Here is a 19190-nt window from a genome sequence, read left to right as displayed (position 1 = left end):
GAACGATAATATGAATAATAAAAATAAAGTAGCAATAACCGGAATGGGCGTTATATGCGCAATTGCTAACAATAATGACGAATTTTTGGCAAGCCTTAAAAACGGTAATGATGGTATTAAAAAGATTACTATTTTTAGTACAGAAGGCTACAGGACGGATAATGCAGGAATGATTGATTTTGATCCTCTAAAGGAAGATAAAAAGAATAATCCAGAGCACGACAGGTGTCTATTCTTATTGGAGCATGCATCAAATTTGGCTATCAACGATTCTAAACTTCATTTAGAACCTGATACTGCCTACAATTATGGTGTCTCCTTCGCAACTTCCCTTGGCTGCGTCGATTTTCTTGAAAAATATATAATTGGAAAAGATTCAGGAATAAATGGAGAGAATAAAAAAGAGCAATTGAATAATCTACTGTTTATTCCTCACAACGTACCAACTGCATACCTGGCAGAAAAATATAATTTCACAGGACCTTCTTTTACAGTTGATACAGCTTGCGCCTCAGGAACAAATAGCATTGGCTATGCTTATGACAAAATAGCAAACAATGAATGTGAAATTATGGTAACAGGTGGAGTAGATGTAGTTAATCTACTTAGTTATAGCGGCTTTAGCTCCATGATGAACCTAACTCAAACCAAATGTGCACCATTCGATGTCAACCGAACAGGCCTAGTACTTGGAGAAGCAGCAGCAGTATTTATTTTTGAAAATTATGAATCAGCAAAAAAACGTGGCGCAAAAATATATGCCGAAGTCTGTGGTTATGGACTTAGCAACGATGCCTTTCATGAAACACAACCAGATCCAAATGCCGGAGGTGCAATTAGAGCAATAAGCAAAGCATTGAAAGAAAGTCAAGTTGCACCAGAAAAAATTGATTATATTAATGCTCACGGTACTGGTACAAAATTCAACGATTTGATGGAAGGTGTGGCCATAAAAGAGGTCTTTAAAAATGTACAAAATAAACCAAAAATAAGTTCCACCAAAGCCGCAATGGGACACGCCCTGGGAGCAGCTGGAGCTATTGAGTTTGCTGCATGTTTAATGGCAATAAAACACAGCTTTTTGCCTCCTACCCTTAATTTAGAAGAAAGCCATGAACTAATGTCTGAATATAATTTTGTTCCTCAAAAATCATTAGAATGTAACGTTGATTATGCAATGTCAAATTCTTTTGGTTTTGCGGGCAATTGTTCTTCTATTGTCCTTAAAAAAACTGAAGTATAAATATTTTATCTCTTAAAGCCACTACTCGTGAAACCTTCCGATATAAGTAAAATAAACTTACTATTTAATGATTTAGGTAGTAAACAAAAATTAGATAATAATTATGTAGATCTTGTTTCTAGAATTTCTAAGGGGGGAGATATTATTGGACCTCATCCAGTGAATGTTCAAATTCAAACCACATCGGCATGCAATGGTAAGTGTGCTTTTTGCCCATACGTGGGTTCTTGGCATCACAAGAACCCAGGACATATGGATGATGAAACATTTAAAAAAATAGTACAAGGGCTCAAAAACTATAAAATTCTAAAATTGTGCCCGTATCTTGAAAATGAACCCTTATTAGATAAAAAGATTTTTCAACGTCTTGAGTATATGGTTGAGGAATTAAAACCGATGTGGGTTGAGTTTTCAACAAACCTCTCCATTCTAACAGATGAAATGCTCACGCATATAGAAAATCTGTTTCCTAAGATAAAACATGTTTTTTGGATAAGTTTTCATGGAATAAATAAAGAAACTTACCAAGAAATTATGGGGTTGGATTACGATCAAACAATGGAAAATATTAGAAAATTGGTGGAACTATCGCAAGATCTTCCAATCTATCTTATGATCAATGGTTCGGGTGAACCTATTTTGAATGGCACATTAAAAACTTGGTTTAAAGAGGAAGAATATTATAGCTTCTGGGAAGAACAACTCAAAGATTATAGTAAAAAACCCAAAATACGCTTTTTTAATTACCACGACAGAGCAGGCCAAATACAACTCAAGGAAAAGAATTTAAGTTTTAATAAAATATTTAGATCTTCTTTACAAGATTTTTACTGTAATAGGTTCGACAGATGGGTGCATTTCTTGTATTCCGGCGAACCAATTTTATGCTGTATGGATTATAATAGGGAAACAGTAATTCCCTTGCCAGAAAATAAAATTGATGTCGAAAATATATTTAAGTCACCAGAATTTGTACAAATGATACGTAAAGGTTGTGGAATAGACGAGTCTGAAGATAATTTTATATGTAAAAGATGTATTAATCCAATTGGATAGAAAAATTTATCACTTTTAATAAGAGAAGAAATGGATTCATTTATTTTATGCGTTTTATTTTTAATCACTGCCTTAACGGGAATACTGTATTGTAGGCCTGTTAAAACATTTGAAATACAAAAAATTCCGAATATTATTATTTTTTTTGCATCCCGCACATCATCAATAATTTCTGGGCTCTACTATTTTTATATGGCTGCCTATATTTTATTGCTATTGGCACAAGAGCAAAATGTAATTCGGTTTAACCTTATCTTTTTTCTTCCCTTTGCCATAATAAATGGATTGTATGGAAGTGCCTGGGCAATAAATTTTTTCTTTATTAAAAAAAGAAAAATCATTGGTTGGCTTGCTTGTATGAACATTGTGTCAATGCTTCTCTCTCTCTTGTATCTCTACAAAATTTATAAATACAAAATAGATCTTATTTCATTTCATGTACCAAACTGGACATCTACTTCATTTGAGAATATATTAATGCTAATTTGTATTCTTTGTTTAATACCTTTAATACTGTGGCATTTTTATGCTCCGTTTGCAATGAATTGGAAAATGTGGCTTTCTAAACGTGAGTTAAATGTGCTTTCTGAGGCTTTTATTATTTTCTTTTATACTGGCTTTCCAATCTTTCATTTATTTTTTAATATCTATTATTATTCATTTTATAAAGAACAATATTTTGGCTATTACATATTTTTTATTACTTTATTTGCCATAATATTATCAATTAAACTGTTTCTTTGGTTAACATATACACCACAAACTAGATATTTTAAAAGTTTTAAATACAAACTATTACCAGTGCTTCTTTCGCTAATTACAATCTGCTGTATATTTCTATTTATCAACTTAATATAAACCTAATCATTATGGAAACTCTTTTTCAAAGAATCTGTTTCATTTCTGGCGGTGTCATTACACTTTGTTTTGGTATTTGGCATTTATTTGTACCAAGCATACATAAATGGTTTTATTATATTCCAGATACTCCATTAGAATTAAAAAATGCAATTACAGCAACCAATTTTTTCCTTTCACTTTCACTTATTTTGTTCGGCGTCCTATCCTTATGTTCCTATCATTTATTCAGAACTAACACTCCAGTTATGAGGTTAATTTGTTTATTACTAGTTGTTTTATGGACAGCTAGGTTAACCTATCAGATATTTATCCCGCAAGGACTAATGATTCCTTATTTAAGATACTATTTGCTTATTATGTTTATAATTCCCATGGTTTGTTTCGCAATCTCTTTTATAAGTTATTGGCAAAAAGCATAATAGATGCTGGGACTGTCTTATAAAATAGAGTTTTAATATTTTTATATTATAATGAAAAAATTATGATATCAAAAGATCAACTTATTAACATATTAATTACTACAGCTCTATGTATTACCTTACTTGTTGGTATTTTGCATTTTTTTATAATTGATATGTTCAAATGGTTTTCATATATTCCTGATGCTCCCAAAATAGTACTTGTTTCAATTCAATGGACAAATTTCTTTTTATCAGCATTGATAACTGTATACAGCCTATTTTTGCTTTATTACAAAAAACAGTTGATGAAAAAAAACAAAATTCTTCTTAATGCATATTTCCTATTTATGTTCACATGGTTTTTGCATTTACCTGTAACAATACTATTACCACATACAGGAAATTTTGACAAATCATTTGTATATGAAATTACTGGATTTACGGTCATCTTTATCCTTTTTTTAATACCTTATATACTTCTTTTGAGTAATAAGCAAAAACCCATCTCAAAGAGTTAATATTATTCTAAAAAGAGGTGAAATAGATTGGAGGTTTGCACCGTAAGTTAAAATTATAAAACTTATCAATCAAGCATCCTATCTGAAAAATAAAGAATATAAATTTGTCGATAAAAGTCTAATAATCTGAAATACACAAAACATTTATTTTCAAATATTTTTTATGCCAATCCTAATTCTTAGTCTGAATTCATTATAAAAATTAACAAGGGAAAAAATGAATATTGCAATCATCTATCAGGACACAACAATAAATCCAATGATTCTGTCAGTGCTTCAGTCGATTTTTAAAATGTTGGAGAATAAAAACCGTATCTATTCACTTATCACAAACAGTAATCAAATAAATGACACATCAACTTTTGATGTTGCTATCATAGTACTACTTAAGGGCAACGACGAAAATCTTAACGATAAAATTTCTTTGCTGAAAAAGAAGAATACCACCATTATCGTTGTTGCAACAAAGGAAATGCAAAATATCCTACCATCTGATTCATTTATTGATATAAGCCCCAATTTTATTAGTTTTATCAAGAATGGCAGTTTAATCTACACGTTAAATAAAGTATTAAATGATTTGGAGAGTGGCAAGAACAAAGAATACTATAGCCCAATATTAAGAAGAACCGTTATTCAACGAGCAATAAAGGCAATTAACGTCAACACTTATCTTGAAATTGGCGTATCAAACGGTGAGAATTTTGTAGAAATAGAAGCTCCCTTTGTAATTGGGATTGATCCAATTGAGCCCAATAAACAGGTTAAACAATCTCTATCTGAAAATCGATTTTATTTCCAACTAAAGAGTGATGAGTTTTTTAAAAACAACAAAAATATTTTTGAAAAAAGAAAAATAGATTTAGCATTTATCGATGGAGCCCATAATTATCATCAAGCATTAAGGGACGTTCAAAATTGCCTTAACTATTTAAGGCCTGATGGACTTATTATTATGCACGATTGCAATCCGATATCACCAATTATTGAAACACCTGCAACAGTCTATGAAGAGGCATGTGAGAAGGTAAAAGCAATTGGCATTAATCCTTATGGATATGCATGGACTGGTGACGTTTGGAAAACAATTTTAAATATTCGTTCAACACATAAGGATCTGAAAGTTATAACCCTTGACTGTGACTTTGGCTTGGGTATAATAAAGAAAGCTACTCCAGAAAGTTGCCTTAATTATTCCATCGATCAAATTGAGCAACTAACATATAATGAATTAGAAAAAGACAGGGTTATGTTATTAAACCTTACTGACCCTGAGGAATTTCTGAATAGTTTATGACAGGATACTTTCCATTAATCGTTCCACCAGATTTGATTTGTGAAGAGTCGCCAATAATGAGCTATTCTACGTTGATGGAATCAGGCTGCAATAATGAAATTCACCCTAAAGAGAGTGATTTGATTTCAGGGGAATCAACAAAAAGACAAAACGAATTTATCACAGGAAGAATTTGCGCAAGAAGGGCTCTTAAAAATTTGCAGATCTATAATTTTCCGATTCTTTTCAATGAGCATAAATTACCTTTATTCCCATCAACAGTAAAAGGCAGTATTGCTCATACAAGCAGCTATTGTGCAGTTGTTTTAGGCTTAAATTTTAAATATAAAAGCATTGGCATTGATATTGAGCATATAAGCAAAATGAAAAGTCGATATTTTAACACCTTATGCACAAACGAAGAATTATTATTTCTGAAAAAATACTCGGAACAAGAGCAAATGGAAAAAGCCACAATTCTTTTTAGTGCCAAAGAAGCTTTCTACAAATTGCAATTTCAAATTACACAAAAGATGCTTTTTTTCAAAGATGTATGTTGTTCGATATTGGATGACAACACCTTTTCAATAAGACTCTATAAACAATTGGACAAGCAATTTTATTATAATGCCACATTTGCTGGTCTATATTACATCTCAAACGAAATGATTTTTACCGCATTACATCTTGAAGTTGATTAAACAAATTATATGCATCACCTTAAAAAAAGAATTTAATGAAAAAGAAAGTAATTATTATAGGTGGAGGAATATCTGGACTGAGCACTGGTTCGTACCTTCAAATGAATGGATTTGATACTGAAATTTACGAACTTCACGATATACCAGGCGGAGTTTGTACAACCTGGAAAAGAAAAAACTACTTAGTTGATCTCTGTGTACATTGGTTTGTTGGATCGCGCAACGTTGTAGATTACTACAAAGTGTGGCAGGAACTGCTACCAATGGATAAACTAAAGTTTGTGGATCATGATGTATTTCTTAAAGTTAGCGATGAAAACAAAAACTTCATCAATATCTATTCAAATATCGATAAGCTAGAGAAAGAACTACTTGAAAAAGCGCCTGAAGATATTGAAGTCATCAACAAAATAATTTATTTTGCCAGAAAGTGTAAAAAACTTGACTTTGAAGTATTAAAAGCCCCAAATCTACTTTCCTTTTTTGAAAAAACAATTATGTTTTTGAAGTTGGCTCCTTTCGCTGTGCTCATGACAAAATACGGGGGAAAAACAATTCGTAATTTTGCTGATCAATGTAAAAACCCTCTACTGAAAAAAACCTTAATGAGTTTTTTCCTTCCCGACAGTTCAATCCTATTTCTTGCAATTACATTAGGTTGGATTGATAAAAGATGCGCTGGTTATCCAATTGGTGGCTCACAAAACATCTCAAATTTACTCGAAAAGCGGTTTACTGAACTTGAAGGTAAAATTTATTATAAATCTCGCGTAAATAAAATATTAGTAAAGGACAATAAGGCATATGGTATTATACTGGCAAATGGAACAGAAATAAATGCTGATATTGTAATCTCATGTGGCGATGGTTACGATACAATTTATAATATGCTTGAAGGAAAATACACAGATGAGAAAATCGATAAATTTTATAGAGAATTCCAACTATTCCCGTCACATGTATTTATTGCATATGGAGTTTCAAGAAAAATCGTAACAGAAGAAATAAATATGACACAGATTTTTGCAAAGAAACCCTTCACTGTAGATGATAAAACGGAATGTAACTCAATTATGGTGAGAGTATTTAATTTCGACCCTACCCTTAATGGTGAAGAGAATACAACCATATCGGTATCTGTTGGAACAGATAATTACGAATATTGGAATAATTTATATCAAAATGATAGAGAAAAGTATAATAAGGAAAAAACAAGAGTAAGTGATATTGTTTTAGATATTTTAGATGATTATTATGGAAATATAAAAGCTAATGTTAAAATGGTTGACATCTCTACACCAGTGACCGTTAAACGTTATACAAACAATTGGAAAGGGAGCTTTGAAGGATGGTATCCAACCCCACAGGTGATATTAACCCAATTCCCAAAAACACTTCCTGGGCTTGATAATTTTTATCTAATAAGCCAATGGACAAACCAGGGAGGTGGAATTTGCCAATGCGCAGTTTCAGGTAGAAATATCACACAAACACTATGTAAGAGCGAAAAAATAAAGTTTACAACAACTTTAATTTCAAGTTAGTCTAAATTATAAGTGTTTAATTTTTTTAAATTATTAGAATATGAGATTTTCCATAATAATAATAACTAATAATAGACTTGAGTTATTAAAAAATACATTATACTCCATTGAAAATCAAACATTCAAGGATTTTGAAGTAATAATAGTTGATGATGGAAGCGATTATATTGTTGAGGATGAACTTCAGTCTCTGCATTTCTCCTTTAATATCGTCCATCACCGTAATCCTGAGAAATCAGGTTTTTCAAAACCTCGAAATAAAGGTATAGCTAAGGCACAAGGAGAAATAATAGTATCTGTGGATTCGGATATGGTACTTACTCCCGATTATCTCAAATTATATGATGTAAAATACAAAGAGATGGGAAGAAATTTCGCCATATCGGGATATTCATATTACATGCAAGAGGATTCAGTACCCAAAAATTACAATATTGCAAAATTTTTAAACGATATTCAGGATGGAAAACACTCTTACACTGAATGCGATGTTCGTAAATGGTATAATATTATTGGCGAAGAAGACAGGTGGAAATGTTTCATTGGAAATAATTCCTCGTGTTATTTGGAGGATGCCCGTAGTATAAATGGGTACAATGAATGCTTTGCTACTTGGGGCCCTGATGATATTGAGTTTGCATATAGATTGCAGAAGCTATTAGGTCGTAGAATTATTATGGGCAAGGAACTATTATCATACCATCTTTGGCATCCAAAAGCAGACGAACAAAAGAAAATGGAGTCCTTCTTAGATAATAATAAAATATTTTCACAACACCATCCCGAAATAAAATGGTGTGGTATTTTACCAATTAAACATTATAGAAAATTTTTGGAGTTTTCGAATGTTCACGTTTCGGAGCATTATAGAGCCTTGTTGAAAGAAATTGAAGAGAGTTGATGAACGGTTGTTAATCAATTTTCTAAATAAATCGGAAGGTAAATCATTATTTAGCACTTAAGTGTTTGCCCTCATGAAACGTGAAAAATACAATCGATTATTTCAACTATTAAATGTGTTTAAAACATTTTAATTTTTACATGTATTTTGGCTTGCGAATTTCGATTAAAAGGAAAATATGAAAACTGAAATTATTAAAAATATAGAAATTCCAGGGATACCGTATTCTGGCTGCCGTGTAAATGTACCTGAAATATTTTATCCTATTTATCTTCGAAATGGAACAACCGATTTGCATACTTTCCATCAAATTTTTAATTTAAAAGAGTACGAAATAAAGTTAGATTTTTATCCAACAACTATTATCGATGCAGGGGCAAACATCGGCCTAGCTGCAACATATTTTATAAATAAATACCCTGATAGTAAAATTATATGTATTGAGCCGGAGGACTCTAACTTCAGTTTACTTGAAATAAATATTAGCAACTATTCTAATGTACATTGCTATCAAAGAGCGTTATCTAATCTTCCTAATCAATCTTTTAATATTATTGACAGCGGTTTAGGTCATTGGGGTTTCATGACTGAAACCACAGAAAATTCTCAAAATAAAAACATCAAAGGGTCTGTAAAATCAATTACACCCGATGAAATAATAAAAGAAAACAATTTAAATATAATAGATATATTTAAAATTGATATTGAAGGTGCTGAAAAGGAGCTATTTGAAAGCAATTTTGAGAATTGGATTCCTAAAACACGTTGCATTATTATTGAACTCCATGAACGATATAAAAAAGATTCCTCGAAGAGTTTTCTAGAGGTAATTAGCAAATATGATTTTTCATATTTTAAGAGTGGGGAAAACGAAGTTTATATAAACAATGCAATATAGATAAATTATAAAAATATATACGCCCATACAAAATCAAACACATAAAGAATTCTTGTGTTTGATTTTATTTTTTATAAAATATTAAAATTCAATGTTTTAGAAATTATTTTAATTTTCACAACTAGATATTTAAAAAAATAAACTTCACAAAACACAAGTTTTTCAAAATATATAATATCGCAATGTTGTAATTCTTGAACTGAACGAATAGTTATATCATCTTTTTAGTGTATTTTCATCCCTTTCGATAATAATATATTTATCAAAGGCATTTTTATTTAACATTTTGAATACCCATGATTCGAATTGAAAATATCCACAAATCGTATGTAACCGGCCTGAATAAATTGCATGTTTTAAAAGGATTCGATTTAAACATTGCCGAGGGCGAATTGGTGTCCATTATGGGCTCCTCTGGTTCGGGGAAGTCCACATTACTAAACATTTTGGGTATTCTGGATAATTACGATGAGGGGAAATACTATCTCGACAATATGTTGATTAGTAATATGTCCGAAACAAAAGCAGCAATGCTACGCAACAAGTACATTGGTTTTGTATTCCAATCGTTCAACCTTATTTCTTTTAAAAATGCAATGGAAAATGTTGCCCTGCCTCTTTATTACCAAAATGTAGGGCGAAAAAAAAGGAATATGATAGCCTTAGAATATATAGAGAAAATGGGGTTGATGGAATGGGCGGAACATCTTCCAAATGAATTATCAGGAGGACAAAAACAACGAATTGCTATTGCCAGAGCATTGATAACCAAACCAAGAGTTATTTTGGCGGATGAACCAACCGGGGCACTGGATTCTGCAACTTCAATTGAGGTAATGAAAATATTTAAAGAGATAAATGACTCTGGAGTAACCGTACTAATTGTGACCCATGAAAAGGATATTTCAGAAATGACAAATAAGATAATCAGACTGAAAGATGGATTGATTGAATCAATTGAGGACAGAAAGGTAATATCAGAAAATCTTTCAAATAGCTTGAGTTATGTTTGATTTGGATAAGTGGCAAGAAATAATCAGTACCATTAAAAAAAATAGACTTCGGACAGCACTAACGGCATTTAGTGTTGCTTGGGGAATATTTATGTTAATTGTTTTACTTGGTACTGGAAGCGGATTTCAAAAAGGTGTTGAAACTGAATTTAAAAACGATGCTGCAAATAGTATTTCCATTTTCCCTGGTCAAACAAGCATGACTCATAACGGTTTATCAGTTGGCCGAAGCATCAACTTTACTAACGAGGATTACGATCAGGTTAATCAAAAAATCGCTGGGATAGAATATATCTCATCAAGGTATTATACAAGCGGAAGCGGTACAACTTCCTATAAAAAGGAATACGGAAAATTTGAAATTGTTAGCTGCCATCCAAACAATCAGAAAATTGAAAATGCCTCAATGGTTGAGGGTCGGTTTATAAACGATGTAGATATTATCAAATTTAGAAAAATTGCTTGCATAGGAACAAAAATAGTTGAAGCGTTGTTCAAGAACAGAGAAAACCCTATAGATAAGTATATAAAAATAAATGGCATACCATTTCAAGTAGTTGGCGTTTTTACTGACCCGAACGAAAGAGACCGAAATCGAATTTATATTCCAATTTCCACAGCACAAAAAGTGTTTAATGGCGGGAATACCATCCACCGTTTGACTTTTACATCTACAAAAAACGAGGAAGAAAGCGAACTAATGATTGCTGAGCTAAAACGTGATTTTGCCAAACGTCACAATTTCAACAGTGAGGATGAAAAAGCGCTCTACGTCAACAACACCTTAAAGATATTTAAAAAATATCAGAACCTATTTGCCGGAATTCGCATGTTTGTTTGGATTATAGGTATTGGAACTATTATTGCTGGAATTGTAGGGGTGAGCAATATTATGATGATTGTTGTAAAAGAGCGAACCAAGGAGATTGGGATCAGAAAAGCCATAGGTGCAAGTCCAGGCTCAATAGTCTCCTTAATTCTTTTGGAAAGCATTTTAATAACCAGTGTTGCAGGCTATATTGGGCTGGTGCTTGGGGTTGGTTTATTGGAATTACTCAAACCAGTGTTTGAAACTGTACCATATATGAAAGATCCTCAAGCTAATTTTTCAGTTGCACTCTATGCAACTCTACTTTTGATTATTTCGGGTGCTTTAGCAGGTTTTGTTCCTGCCAATAGGGCTGCAAAAATAAAACCAATTATCGCATTACGCGATGAGTAACTTTTAATACCAAAGAATAAACTTACTATACATAAAATCGCATGTTTGACCTCGATCGTTGGCAGGAGATATATACCGCTTTAAAAAGTAACAAGTTGCGTACTTTCCTAACTGCTTTTGGCGTGTTTTGGGGTATATTCATGCTCATTGTAATGTTGGGCTCGGGCAAGGGTCTTGAGAACTCAGCATTTGAGGATATGGGAGATTATGCCACCAATAGCGCCTTTATTTGGGCTGGAAGAACATCAATGCCATACGATGGTTATCCGCGTGGAAGGAGATACAACTTTACCAATGAGGATATGAAAGCCCTCAAAGAGAGTATCCCTGAAATTGCTATCCTAGCACCACGCTTGCAAGGAGGAGGAAACGGTGATGGGGAGAATAACGTAACTAGAGGGTTGAAAACGGGAGCATTTACTATACAGGGTGATTATCCTGAAATTAATACTATTGATCCAAACAAATTGCTTAAGGGGCGGTTTGTAAACTATAAAGATATTGATGAGAACCGAAAAGTATGTGTAATTGGAACAAGGGTTTGTGAGATTCTTTTCGAAAAGGATGAGGAACCGTTGGGAAAGTATATCAGAATCAAAGGTGTTTATTTTCAGGTTGTAGGGGTATTTGAGCCTAAGAATAAAATTGCTTTTGCTGGCGAAAAGGAGCAAACTATCTTTCTCCCATTCACAACCCTACAAAAAGTATATAATTTTGGCGATGAGGTTCATTACTTTTCAGTAACGGCAAAAGCCAATATCCCTGTTTCATTAGTTGATAAAAAATGTCGTAGCCTGATTCGGGAGCGACATCATATACATCCAGAAGATATGCAGGCCGTAGAAGGGTTTAACCTTGAGGAGCGATTCAATAGTATGCGTGGATTATTTGCAGGAATTGCAACTTTGATGTGGATAGTTGGCATTGGAACCCTAATGGCTGGAGTAATAGGGGTTAGCAACATTATGCTGATTATTGTAAATGAAAGAACAAAAGAAATTGGAATTCAAAGGGCAATTGGAGCTACTCCTGTTAAAATTATCAGCCAAATAATAATGGAATCGGTTATCTTAACCGCAGTAGCCGGATATACTGGATTGGTAGCAGGTATTAGTATTGTTGAGATTGTAAATTATTCAATGGAATCGTCGGGGATGAAAGTTGAAATGTTCAAACATCCCGAGGTGGATCTAAATGTTGCCCTTTTATCTCTTGCAATACTTGTTGTTTCAGGAGTTTTTGCAGGGATGATACCTGCAAAACGTGCAATAAGTATTAAACCAATTGATGCGTTGCGGAATGAATAAGAAAATTTGAAGTTTTTAGTTCGAAAACCAAATATTAATTAGAAGCCAGAATAATAACTTATCATAAAAAAAGACAAAAATGAAGAGAGTACTTAGAATATTATTACTAGCAACAATTATTATAGTATTTATTTCTACCATTGTTTTTCTTTATAAGAAATCTGAAAAGAAGCCAAAAATTTATAAGACTGAGAAAGCCTTTATTGGCAATATCATAAAAAAGACAGTTGCAACTGGTTCTGTTGTTCCACGTAAACAAATTGAAATAAAACCGCAAGTATCTGGAATTGTCGAAACCATTTTTGTTGTTCCTGGAAAACAAGTCAAAAAAGGCGATTTAATTGCTAAAATCCGAATAATTCCCGATATGCTTAACCTGAATAATGCTGAATCGAGGTTAAAACAAGCAAAAATCAAATTAGAAGATGCCGAATTAGCTTTTAATAGGTTAAAAGAACTCTTTGAGAAAGGGGTTGTTGCTAAAGCTGAATTTCAAAAAAACGAAAATGAGTATAATATTATAAAGGAAGAACGCGAAGCTGCAGAAAACAACCTTGAATTAATTAAAGAAGGTGCAATTAAAAAAGCAGGAACAACTACAAACACTTTAATACGATCTACAACCGATGGAATGGTGCTTGATTTACCTGTAGAGGAGGGCAATTCGGTAATAGAAAGCAATACCTTTAACAATGGAACAACCATTGCTACTATTGCCAATATGAACGATATTATTTTTAAAGGAAAGGTAGATGAAACTGAGGTTGGAAAAATTAAACAGGGAATGGAATTAATGCTCAAAATAGGAGCAATTGAAAACGACATTTTCTATGCAAGTCTAGAATATATTGCCCCAAAAGGTGTTGAAGAAAATGGTGCTATTCAATTCGAAATTAAAGCCGATGTGAAATTAAAACCAACCCAGTTTATAAGAGCTGGATACAGTGCCAATGCTGATATTGTTCTTGATAAAATTGAAAACGTGCTAACAATAAAAGAAAGCCTTATTAATTTTGTAGGAGATTCAGCATTTGTTGAGATAGAAACCAGCCCTCAGGTATTCAAAAAGATTAGAATAAAGACAGGCCTTTCAGATGGTATAAACATTCACGTATTAGAAGGCTTAGATACTACAAATGTAATTAAAGCTGGCCTAAAAGAGGATTAATTTGATATAGAGAAATGAAATATAACGTATTACATTTGAGGTAACTGAAAGTTGTTATTTCTACTTTGAAAACGGATCTGATTTTGCCATAAAATCGTTTCCGTTTTTTTTGAAACTATTTCAAAATAGCTGATAATAGCGATTAGAAACATTTACTTGATCTTTCCTTAATTCGCTCTACTGTTTTAAATAAGTAGCCTATGAACAGAACAAGATATTATTTTTCAAATTGTACAGTTGCACCATCCGAAACAGGTTTTAACCCCTTAGCCTTCATTTTTTCAACAATTTCATCAACTGTCAAATGAGTATTTGGTAAAATATTTTGGGGGCAAACTCCCATAATTTTGGCAACCTGATAGCGCCTACACATATTTTTACCATCACTCCCGCTCTCGCAAAATAATTTCCTGTAAGTTTGGATTATTATGCCATTTGATATTAAAATGCCTAAATACACTGGGCATTTTGCGGTTCTTTCGCAATTCTTATTATCTATCATATTGCTTTTTATTTAATGGTACAACATTTTTAGATTTTATGCTGTTTCTACATGCACTAAAAACTTGACTTAAAGTATTTATCTACAAAAAAGACACTTGTATTGGCGAACAGAGCACTCCTTTTTATATTGATATTTAAATCTATATTATTGCAACTTTTTATTTCATTATTGCAATTTTCATAACTCACAAAATAATTGATACAACATAACAACCTAAATTTATACAATATTTATTGCCAATAATAATATAATAGTTTTCTTTTAATATGTTAGGAAGTATATTTGGCATTATATAAATAGCTATTAAAAACTTAATGTAAATCGAACAAGATGATGTTATAATATATTGATTTTCAATATATGTATGGAAAACAATTTTATCTTGTTGAGATTTTTTCAATTCGAAGAATTAATTGAAAGAAGCAATCTATTTTTTGATAATTAAAACGGTTGTTTTACACTATGATAAAAACAAACCCCTACAAGCATTTTATTCCTGTGTATCAGTACATTATCTTTTTAAGTCAAGGATTATTCAGCTAGCAATTTTATGAGAGCACTTAGTAACGGCTATCTTATGCCGAACACCGTGATAATTCCTTTTTGATTACAACCATAGGCAAACAGTGGTGCAAATTTTTGCTAATAAAATACTAGAATTCTTCTGATTTTTTCAACTATTATGAAGATTCATAAACAGTGCCTTTTTTAAAAGAATAATTTATTAAGTCGAGCAAGGGGCCTGTCATAAAAGTAGTGCTGAGTGCCATTAACACCATGATTGCAAATATTTCAGGACTTAAAATCCCTAAATCGAAACCAATATTTAAAACAACAAGTTCCATCAGCCCCCTTGTGTTCATTAATGCACCTATTGAAAGAGAATCTTTCCATGAACGACCAACAATTCTGGCAGTAAATGTACTACCTCCTAATTTCCCGATTACTGCTATTAAGATAATAATTCCGCATAAAGACCATAAATGAACTGCATTTAATAACCCGATTTGTGTTCTCAGACCTGTAAATGCAAAAAATATTGGCAATAACAGCACAGTGCTAACATCTTCAATTTTATCCGTTAATATCTCTTTAAATCTAATATTATTGGGCATAATAACACCGGCTATAAACGAACCAAATAGAGCATGAATTCCGATAATTTCAGTAAAATATGCCGAAAGCAAAAGAACAAAGAATGAGATTGCTATAATAGTTTTACTAATATCCACACCATTAATTCGCTTATCACTAATTCTTTGCAACCATGGTTTAATCACCTTAAGCATAATCAAAATGTAAAAAATCGCTAATACAATTGTAAATAAGGCGTTCACAATACTTCCTGCTTTGACAATGGCAACAACAGCAGCAAGAATGCACCATGCAGTTACATCATCAGCGGCAGCACAAGTAATAGCCAATACCCCTAATGGGCTTCGGGTTAATTCACGCTCTTTAAGAATACGGGCTAAAACAGGAAAAGCAGTTATGCTTAATGCAATTCCCATAAATAAAGCAAAAGAAATAAAGTTAACATTTCTAGGGGCTAATTCCTTATATATGAAATATGATAGGCATGTGCCAAGGAAAAATGGGAAAATTATACTTACATGGCTAATAAGAATTGCATCATGAGCTTTATTCTTGATTTTACCAAAGTCCAACTCCATTCCAACAACAAACATAAAGAAAGCAAGTCCTATTTGACTTAAGAATTGAAGTGATATAAACGAGTCATGCGGGAATATAAAGGCTGATAAACTAGGGAACAACCAGCCCAATAATGATGGGCCAAGAAATATTCCTGCTATTATTTCGCCTATTACCGTTTGCTGACCTAGTTTTTTTGTAATTAACCCGAATATTTTTGATGTAATTAGAATTACTATTACTTGCAGCAGTAAAATACTAATAGGATATTTAATATTATTTGATAATTGTTGCAATATACTCTCTTGAGAGTCAACAACTACTAGTTTTGCCTTATTAGGTAAAGCGTTATTATCTATATTCTGAATAAGTACAGAGTTCTCTGTTCGAACAATTTGATTTCCTTTATCTATAATAACCCAAATGAGTGAAACAAACACCCCGATAATTGTAAGATAAGTAAAAATGTTTTTAGTCATAACTATTTATCTTGTGTCTAGTATTTATGCGTTATCAACACAATGCTTACTAACGTTAAATACTAAATTAAAGCTAGTGGTTCGAAGTGTCAAGTCTATATATCGTTAACGCCGAAACGAAGATAGGAATAACTTTTTTATCGGCAAATCTTACTGGTTGGAGTATTTGAGGTACACCTTGCGGGCTGAGTTTTGCTATATCTTCAGCTTTTCTACTTCTTCTTTTGTTAAGCCACAACTCGTGCAAATCACCGCTACTCACCTTACGCAGTTGTTCTGGGAAGTACCCATTACCCAGAAGTGCTCCTTCTGTTGTCGATTTAACCCTCACGCAGGAGAATCTCCTTCATTACTTTGAAGGCATCATCGGAGCTTCGGATTATTATGCGCTGCTTGCGGGTGAGCTTTATGGTCATGGATTGCGTTTTGTTCCGTGGAAACAAATGTAGGAATTTTTTGGATTGGGTGGAGGGGTGATGTTTTTGGCTGAGTAATTGGTATGGTTATGGTAACGGTTGTTTGCTATATGTTTCTTTTAAATTATTTGGACAGGAATAGGAGACAAAAACAAACCGATGTAGATAGGTTTGGCTAGTCAATGTAGAACCTAGATATAATCGCCTTTGGATTTTTGGTTTTGAGAAACGGGGAAATACGCTCCTTATTGAACCACTCTTTAAAATTCAATTCTACTCTTATAGTCCATTTATTTTAGTTCATTTTAGCACTATTGTCAATATCACAAATGATATTCAGCATATTTTTAATCAAACCTTTATAATATCTAAAAATTACTTATCTGTTTTTTTCCCTAAAATGACAAAATAAAAATCCAGAGTTAGTCTAATATTTGTAAGAAGTATATGAAGTAACCAGAAAATATTAATTATAAAAAAAACTGAATGTGATTTCGGAGAATCATTAATAATAAATGGATAGGCTATGTTGAAAATTAAAAGAAATACTTCATTTATTAGAATGTATCCAATGCTTACAACTAATAAATCATATAGGGTTGCATCATTTTGCCCATCAATCTTTTTTCCAATTTTATGACTTTTAATTCCTTCAACATTTGTATTAGAACTAGTTGTAAGAATTGTGAAAACTGTAATTGAAAATCCAATTAAAACACCTAATAATGGAATAAGATTTGACTCTATTTTAATTAAAGTATCTGAAAACCAAGATTTATCGATAAAAAAGAGTGTGCTTGATGCCAATAATGCAGGAATTAAAATATTATAAACTATTATTTTAATCTTTTGCAATCTAAAGTAATCAATTAATACCAGAATATGTTCCATAAATTATAATGATTGAGCTAATTTCCTTAATTCTCTTAACAACTCTGTAGAATTTAAAACACCTGTATCAGAATCTACATTGGCACTAATATAATCAATTTTTTCAACAAAACTTGTATCTATCTTAGTGTCATTATCATCCTGATCTGTGCCATAAATTCTAATTTTGTGAATATCGCTACCTCTATTAAAAACATTCCATAAATCAATTAATGTTTCTTTGATACTTTCAGATCTTTCCGCCTTAATTGTAAGAGTCATTTCTTGCTTTACAGGAAAAATTCTATCAGAAAATCTTAATGAACTACTACCAAGTAATTGGCGATCAATTACAACATCAGCGACAACAGCTCTATTCATTGTATTTAAGGCAGTAAAAAAATCAGATCTTGCATCTGTATAATGTAATAAATTATAACTAGGTCGTTCATCTGTTTCATCTTTTATTCTTATTTCATTATATTTTTTAAGATATAATAAGAACTGGTTTATTGTAATACCAACAAAATTCCGTTCAAGTATAAGATGAATCTCTCCACCACTTTCTTTAATTGCAAAATGAGTAGTTTCTCTATCACCTTCACTTAAAGTTTTCGGATTATCCCTCTCATCACCAGTACTTCTATTCATTAAAGGAGGTCGATAACTATGCTTCGCACTCTTAATAAAACCAGAATATATATCTTGATGTTTTGAAAAAGCACCTAAATAGCAAGACTTACTATCCCGTCCAAATTCGAACAATCTTTCTTCTATTGGTAACTCTTTCACATAGTTAAAAAGATTAACAATATCCAAAAAGGGCTTAATTTCACCAGATTCAATTTCCTTTGTACATACTGTATAATACGTAACTTTTCTTTGTTTATTCATTGATTGAAATAATTAAGTTTGATTATTATGTATTGTCTTAACCATTATTAAAATAAATAAAAAACGACTTGAATTAGATAAATTGTTAAAATTTACCAACCTAAATTTATACAAAATAATCCTGAATAAAAAAATTGTGCGAGGTGCTTTTTTGAAATTATATTAAAAATGTATCTGTTACGAGCCACTTAGCCTTAATTATTTTTATTAAACATCATAATAATCCTGCCATATCTTAGAAAACACAGATGGAATAAATCTGTT

The 19190-nt window shown here is 32.0% G+C and carries 17 protein-coding genes; 12 read left to right on the top strand and 5 right to left on the bottom strand.

Annotated elements, in window-relative coordinates; all coding sequences use genetic code 11:
* The first annotated feature begins 10 nt into the window (after nt 1–10).
* The 12 genes from HOO91_17320 (at nt 11) to HOO91_17265 (ending at nt 14109) form a co-directional block, all read left to right on the top strand.
* A complete protein-coding gene (locus HOO91_17320) occupies nt 11–1243 on the top strand; it encodes a beta-ketoacyl-[acyl-carrier-protein] synthase family protein (protein NOU19320.1) in 1233 nt (410 codons plus the stop codon).
* A gap of 27 nt (nt 1244–1270) precedes the next feature.
* On the top strand, nt 1271–2299 hold the full coding sequence (locus tag HOO91_17315) for a radical SAM protein (GenBank protein NOU19319.1): 1029 nt from the start codon (nt 1271–1273) through the stop codon (nt 2297–2299).
* Nucleotides 2300–3641: 1342 nt separating this feature from the next.
* A complete protein-coding gene (locus tag HOO91_17310) occupies nt 3642–4079 on the top strand; it encodes a hypothetical protein (GenBank protein NOU19318.1) in 438 nt (145 codons plus the stop codon).
* 217 nt (nt 4080–4296) lie between these two features.
* The gene (locus tag HOO91_17305) at nt 4297–5376 is read left to right on the top strand and encodes a class I SAM-dependent methyltransferase (GenBank protein ID NOU19317.1); all 1080 of its coding nucleotides are present in this window, start codon (nt 4297–4299) and stop codon (nt 5374–5376) included.
* Nucleotides 5373–6056, top strand: a complete 684-nt coding sequence (locus HOO91_17300) for a 4'-phosphopantetheinyl transferase superfamily protein (GenBank protein NOU19316.1) — start codon at nt 5373–5375, stop codon at nt 6054–6056. The genes HOO91_17305 and HOO91_17300 overlap by 4 nt, the downstream gene beginning before the upstream one ends.
* 35 nt (nt 6057–6091) lie before the next feature.
* The gene (locus tag HOO91_17295; protein NOU19315.1) at nt 6092–7600 is read left to right on the top strand and encodes an NAD(P)/FAD-dependent oxidoreductase; all 1509 of its coding nucleotides are present in this window, start codon (nt 6092–6094) and stop codon (nt 7598–7600) included.
* A 40-nt stretch (nt 7601–7640) separates the two neighbouring features.
* Nucleotides 7641–8501, top strand: a complete 861-nt coding sequence (locus HOO91_17290) for a glycosyltransferase (protein ID NOU19314.1) — start codon at nt 7641–7643, stop codon at nt 8499–8501.
* A gap of 178 nt (nt 8502–8679) precedes the next feature.
* On the top strand, nt 8680–9399 hold the full coding sequence (locus tag HOO91_17285; GenBank protein NOU19313.1) for an FkbM family methyltransferase: 720 nt from the start codon (nt 8680–8682) through the stop codon (nt 9397–9399).
* Between the two features lie 296 nt (nt 9400–9695).
* Nucleotides 9696–10412, top strand: a complete 717-nt coding sequence (locus tag HOO91_17280; GenBank protein ID NOU19312.1) for an ABC transporter ATP-binding protein — start codon at nt 9696–9698, stop codon at nt 10410–10412.
* Nucleotides 10405–11634 carry an ABC transporter permease gene (locus HOO91_17275; protein NOU19311.1) on the top strand — a complete coding sequence of 410 codons (1230 nt, stop codon included), beginning with the start codon at nt 10405–10407 and terminating at the stop codon, nt 11632–11634. Before HOO91_17280 ends, HOO91_17275 begins: the two co-directional genes overlap by 8 nt.
* A 41-nt stretch (nt 11635–11675) precedes the next feature.
* The gene (locus HOO91_17270) at nt 11676–12941 is read left to right on the top strand and encodes an ABC transporter permease (protein NOU19310.1); all 1266 of its coding nucleotides are present in this window, start codon (nt 11676–11678) and stop codon (nt 12939–12941) included.
* A gap of 79 nt (nt 12942–13020) precedes the next feature.
* On the top strand, nt 13021–14109 hold the full coding sequence (locus tag HOO91_17265; protein ID NOU19309.1) for an efflux RND transporter periplasmic adaptor subunit: 1089 nt from the start codon (nt 13021–13023) through the stop codon (nt 14107–14109).
* A gap of 217 nt (nt 14110–14326) precedes the next feature.
* On the opposite strand, the gene HOO91_17260 is transcribed toward HOO91_17265, so the two are convergent.
* From HOO91_17260 to HOO91_17240, 5 genes are all read right to left on the bottom strand, one after another.
* The gene (locus HOO91_17260) at nt 14327–14611 is read right to left on the bottom strand and encodes a hypothetical protein (GenBank protein ID NOU19308.1); all 285 of its coding nucleotides are present in this window, start codon (nt 14609–14611) and stop codon (nt 14327–14329) included.
* A 683-nt stretch (nt 14612–15294) separates the two neighbouring features.
* Entirely contained in the window at nt 15295–16746 is a 1452-nt protein-coding gene (locus tag HOO91_17255; GenBank protein ID NOU19307.1) for a cation/H(+) antiporter, read from the bottom strand.
* A 73-nt stretch (nt 16747–16819) separates the two neighbouring features.
* On the bottom strand, nt 16820–17077 hold the full coding sequence (locus HOO91_17250) for a hypothetical protein (GenBank protein NOU19306.1): 258 nt from the start codon (nt 17075–17077) through the stop codon (nt 16820–16822).
* 460 nt (nt 17078–17537) lie between these two features.
* Complete coding sequence (locus HOO91_17245; GenBank protein ID NOU19305.1) at nt 17538–18053, bottom strand: hypothetical protein; 516 nt, start codon at nt 18051–18053, stop codon at nt 17538–17540.
* A gap of 3 nt (nt 18054–18056) precedes the next feature.
* Complete coding sequence (locus tag HOO91_17240; GenBank protein ID NOU19304.1) at nt 18057–18926, bottom strand: hypothetical protein; 870 nt, start codon at nt 18924–18926, stop codon at nt 18057–18059.
* Nucleotides 18927–19190: the final 264 nt, after the last annotated feature.

This window comes from Bacteroidales bacterium, assembly GCA_013141385.1.
In the GTDB taxonomy this organism is placed as follows: domain Bacteria; phylum Bacteroidota; class Bacteroidia; order Bacteroidales; family Tenuifilaceae; genus UBA8529.
This window is presented reverse-complemented; position numbering and strand designations above follow the sequence as displayed.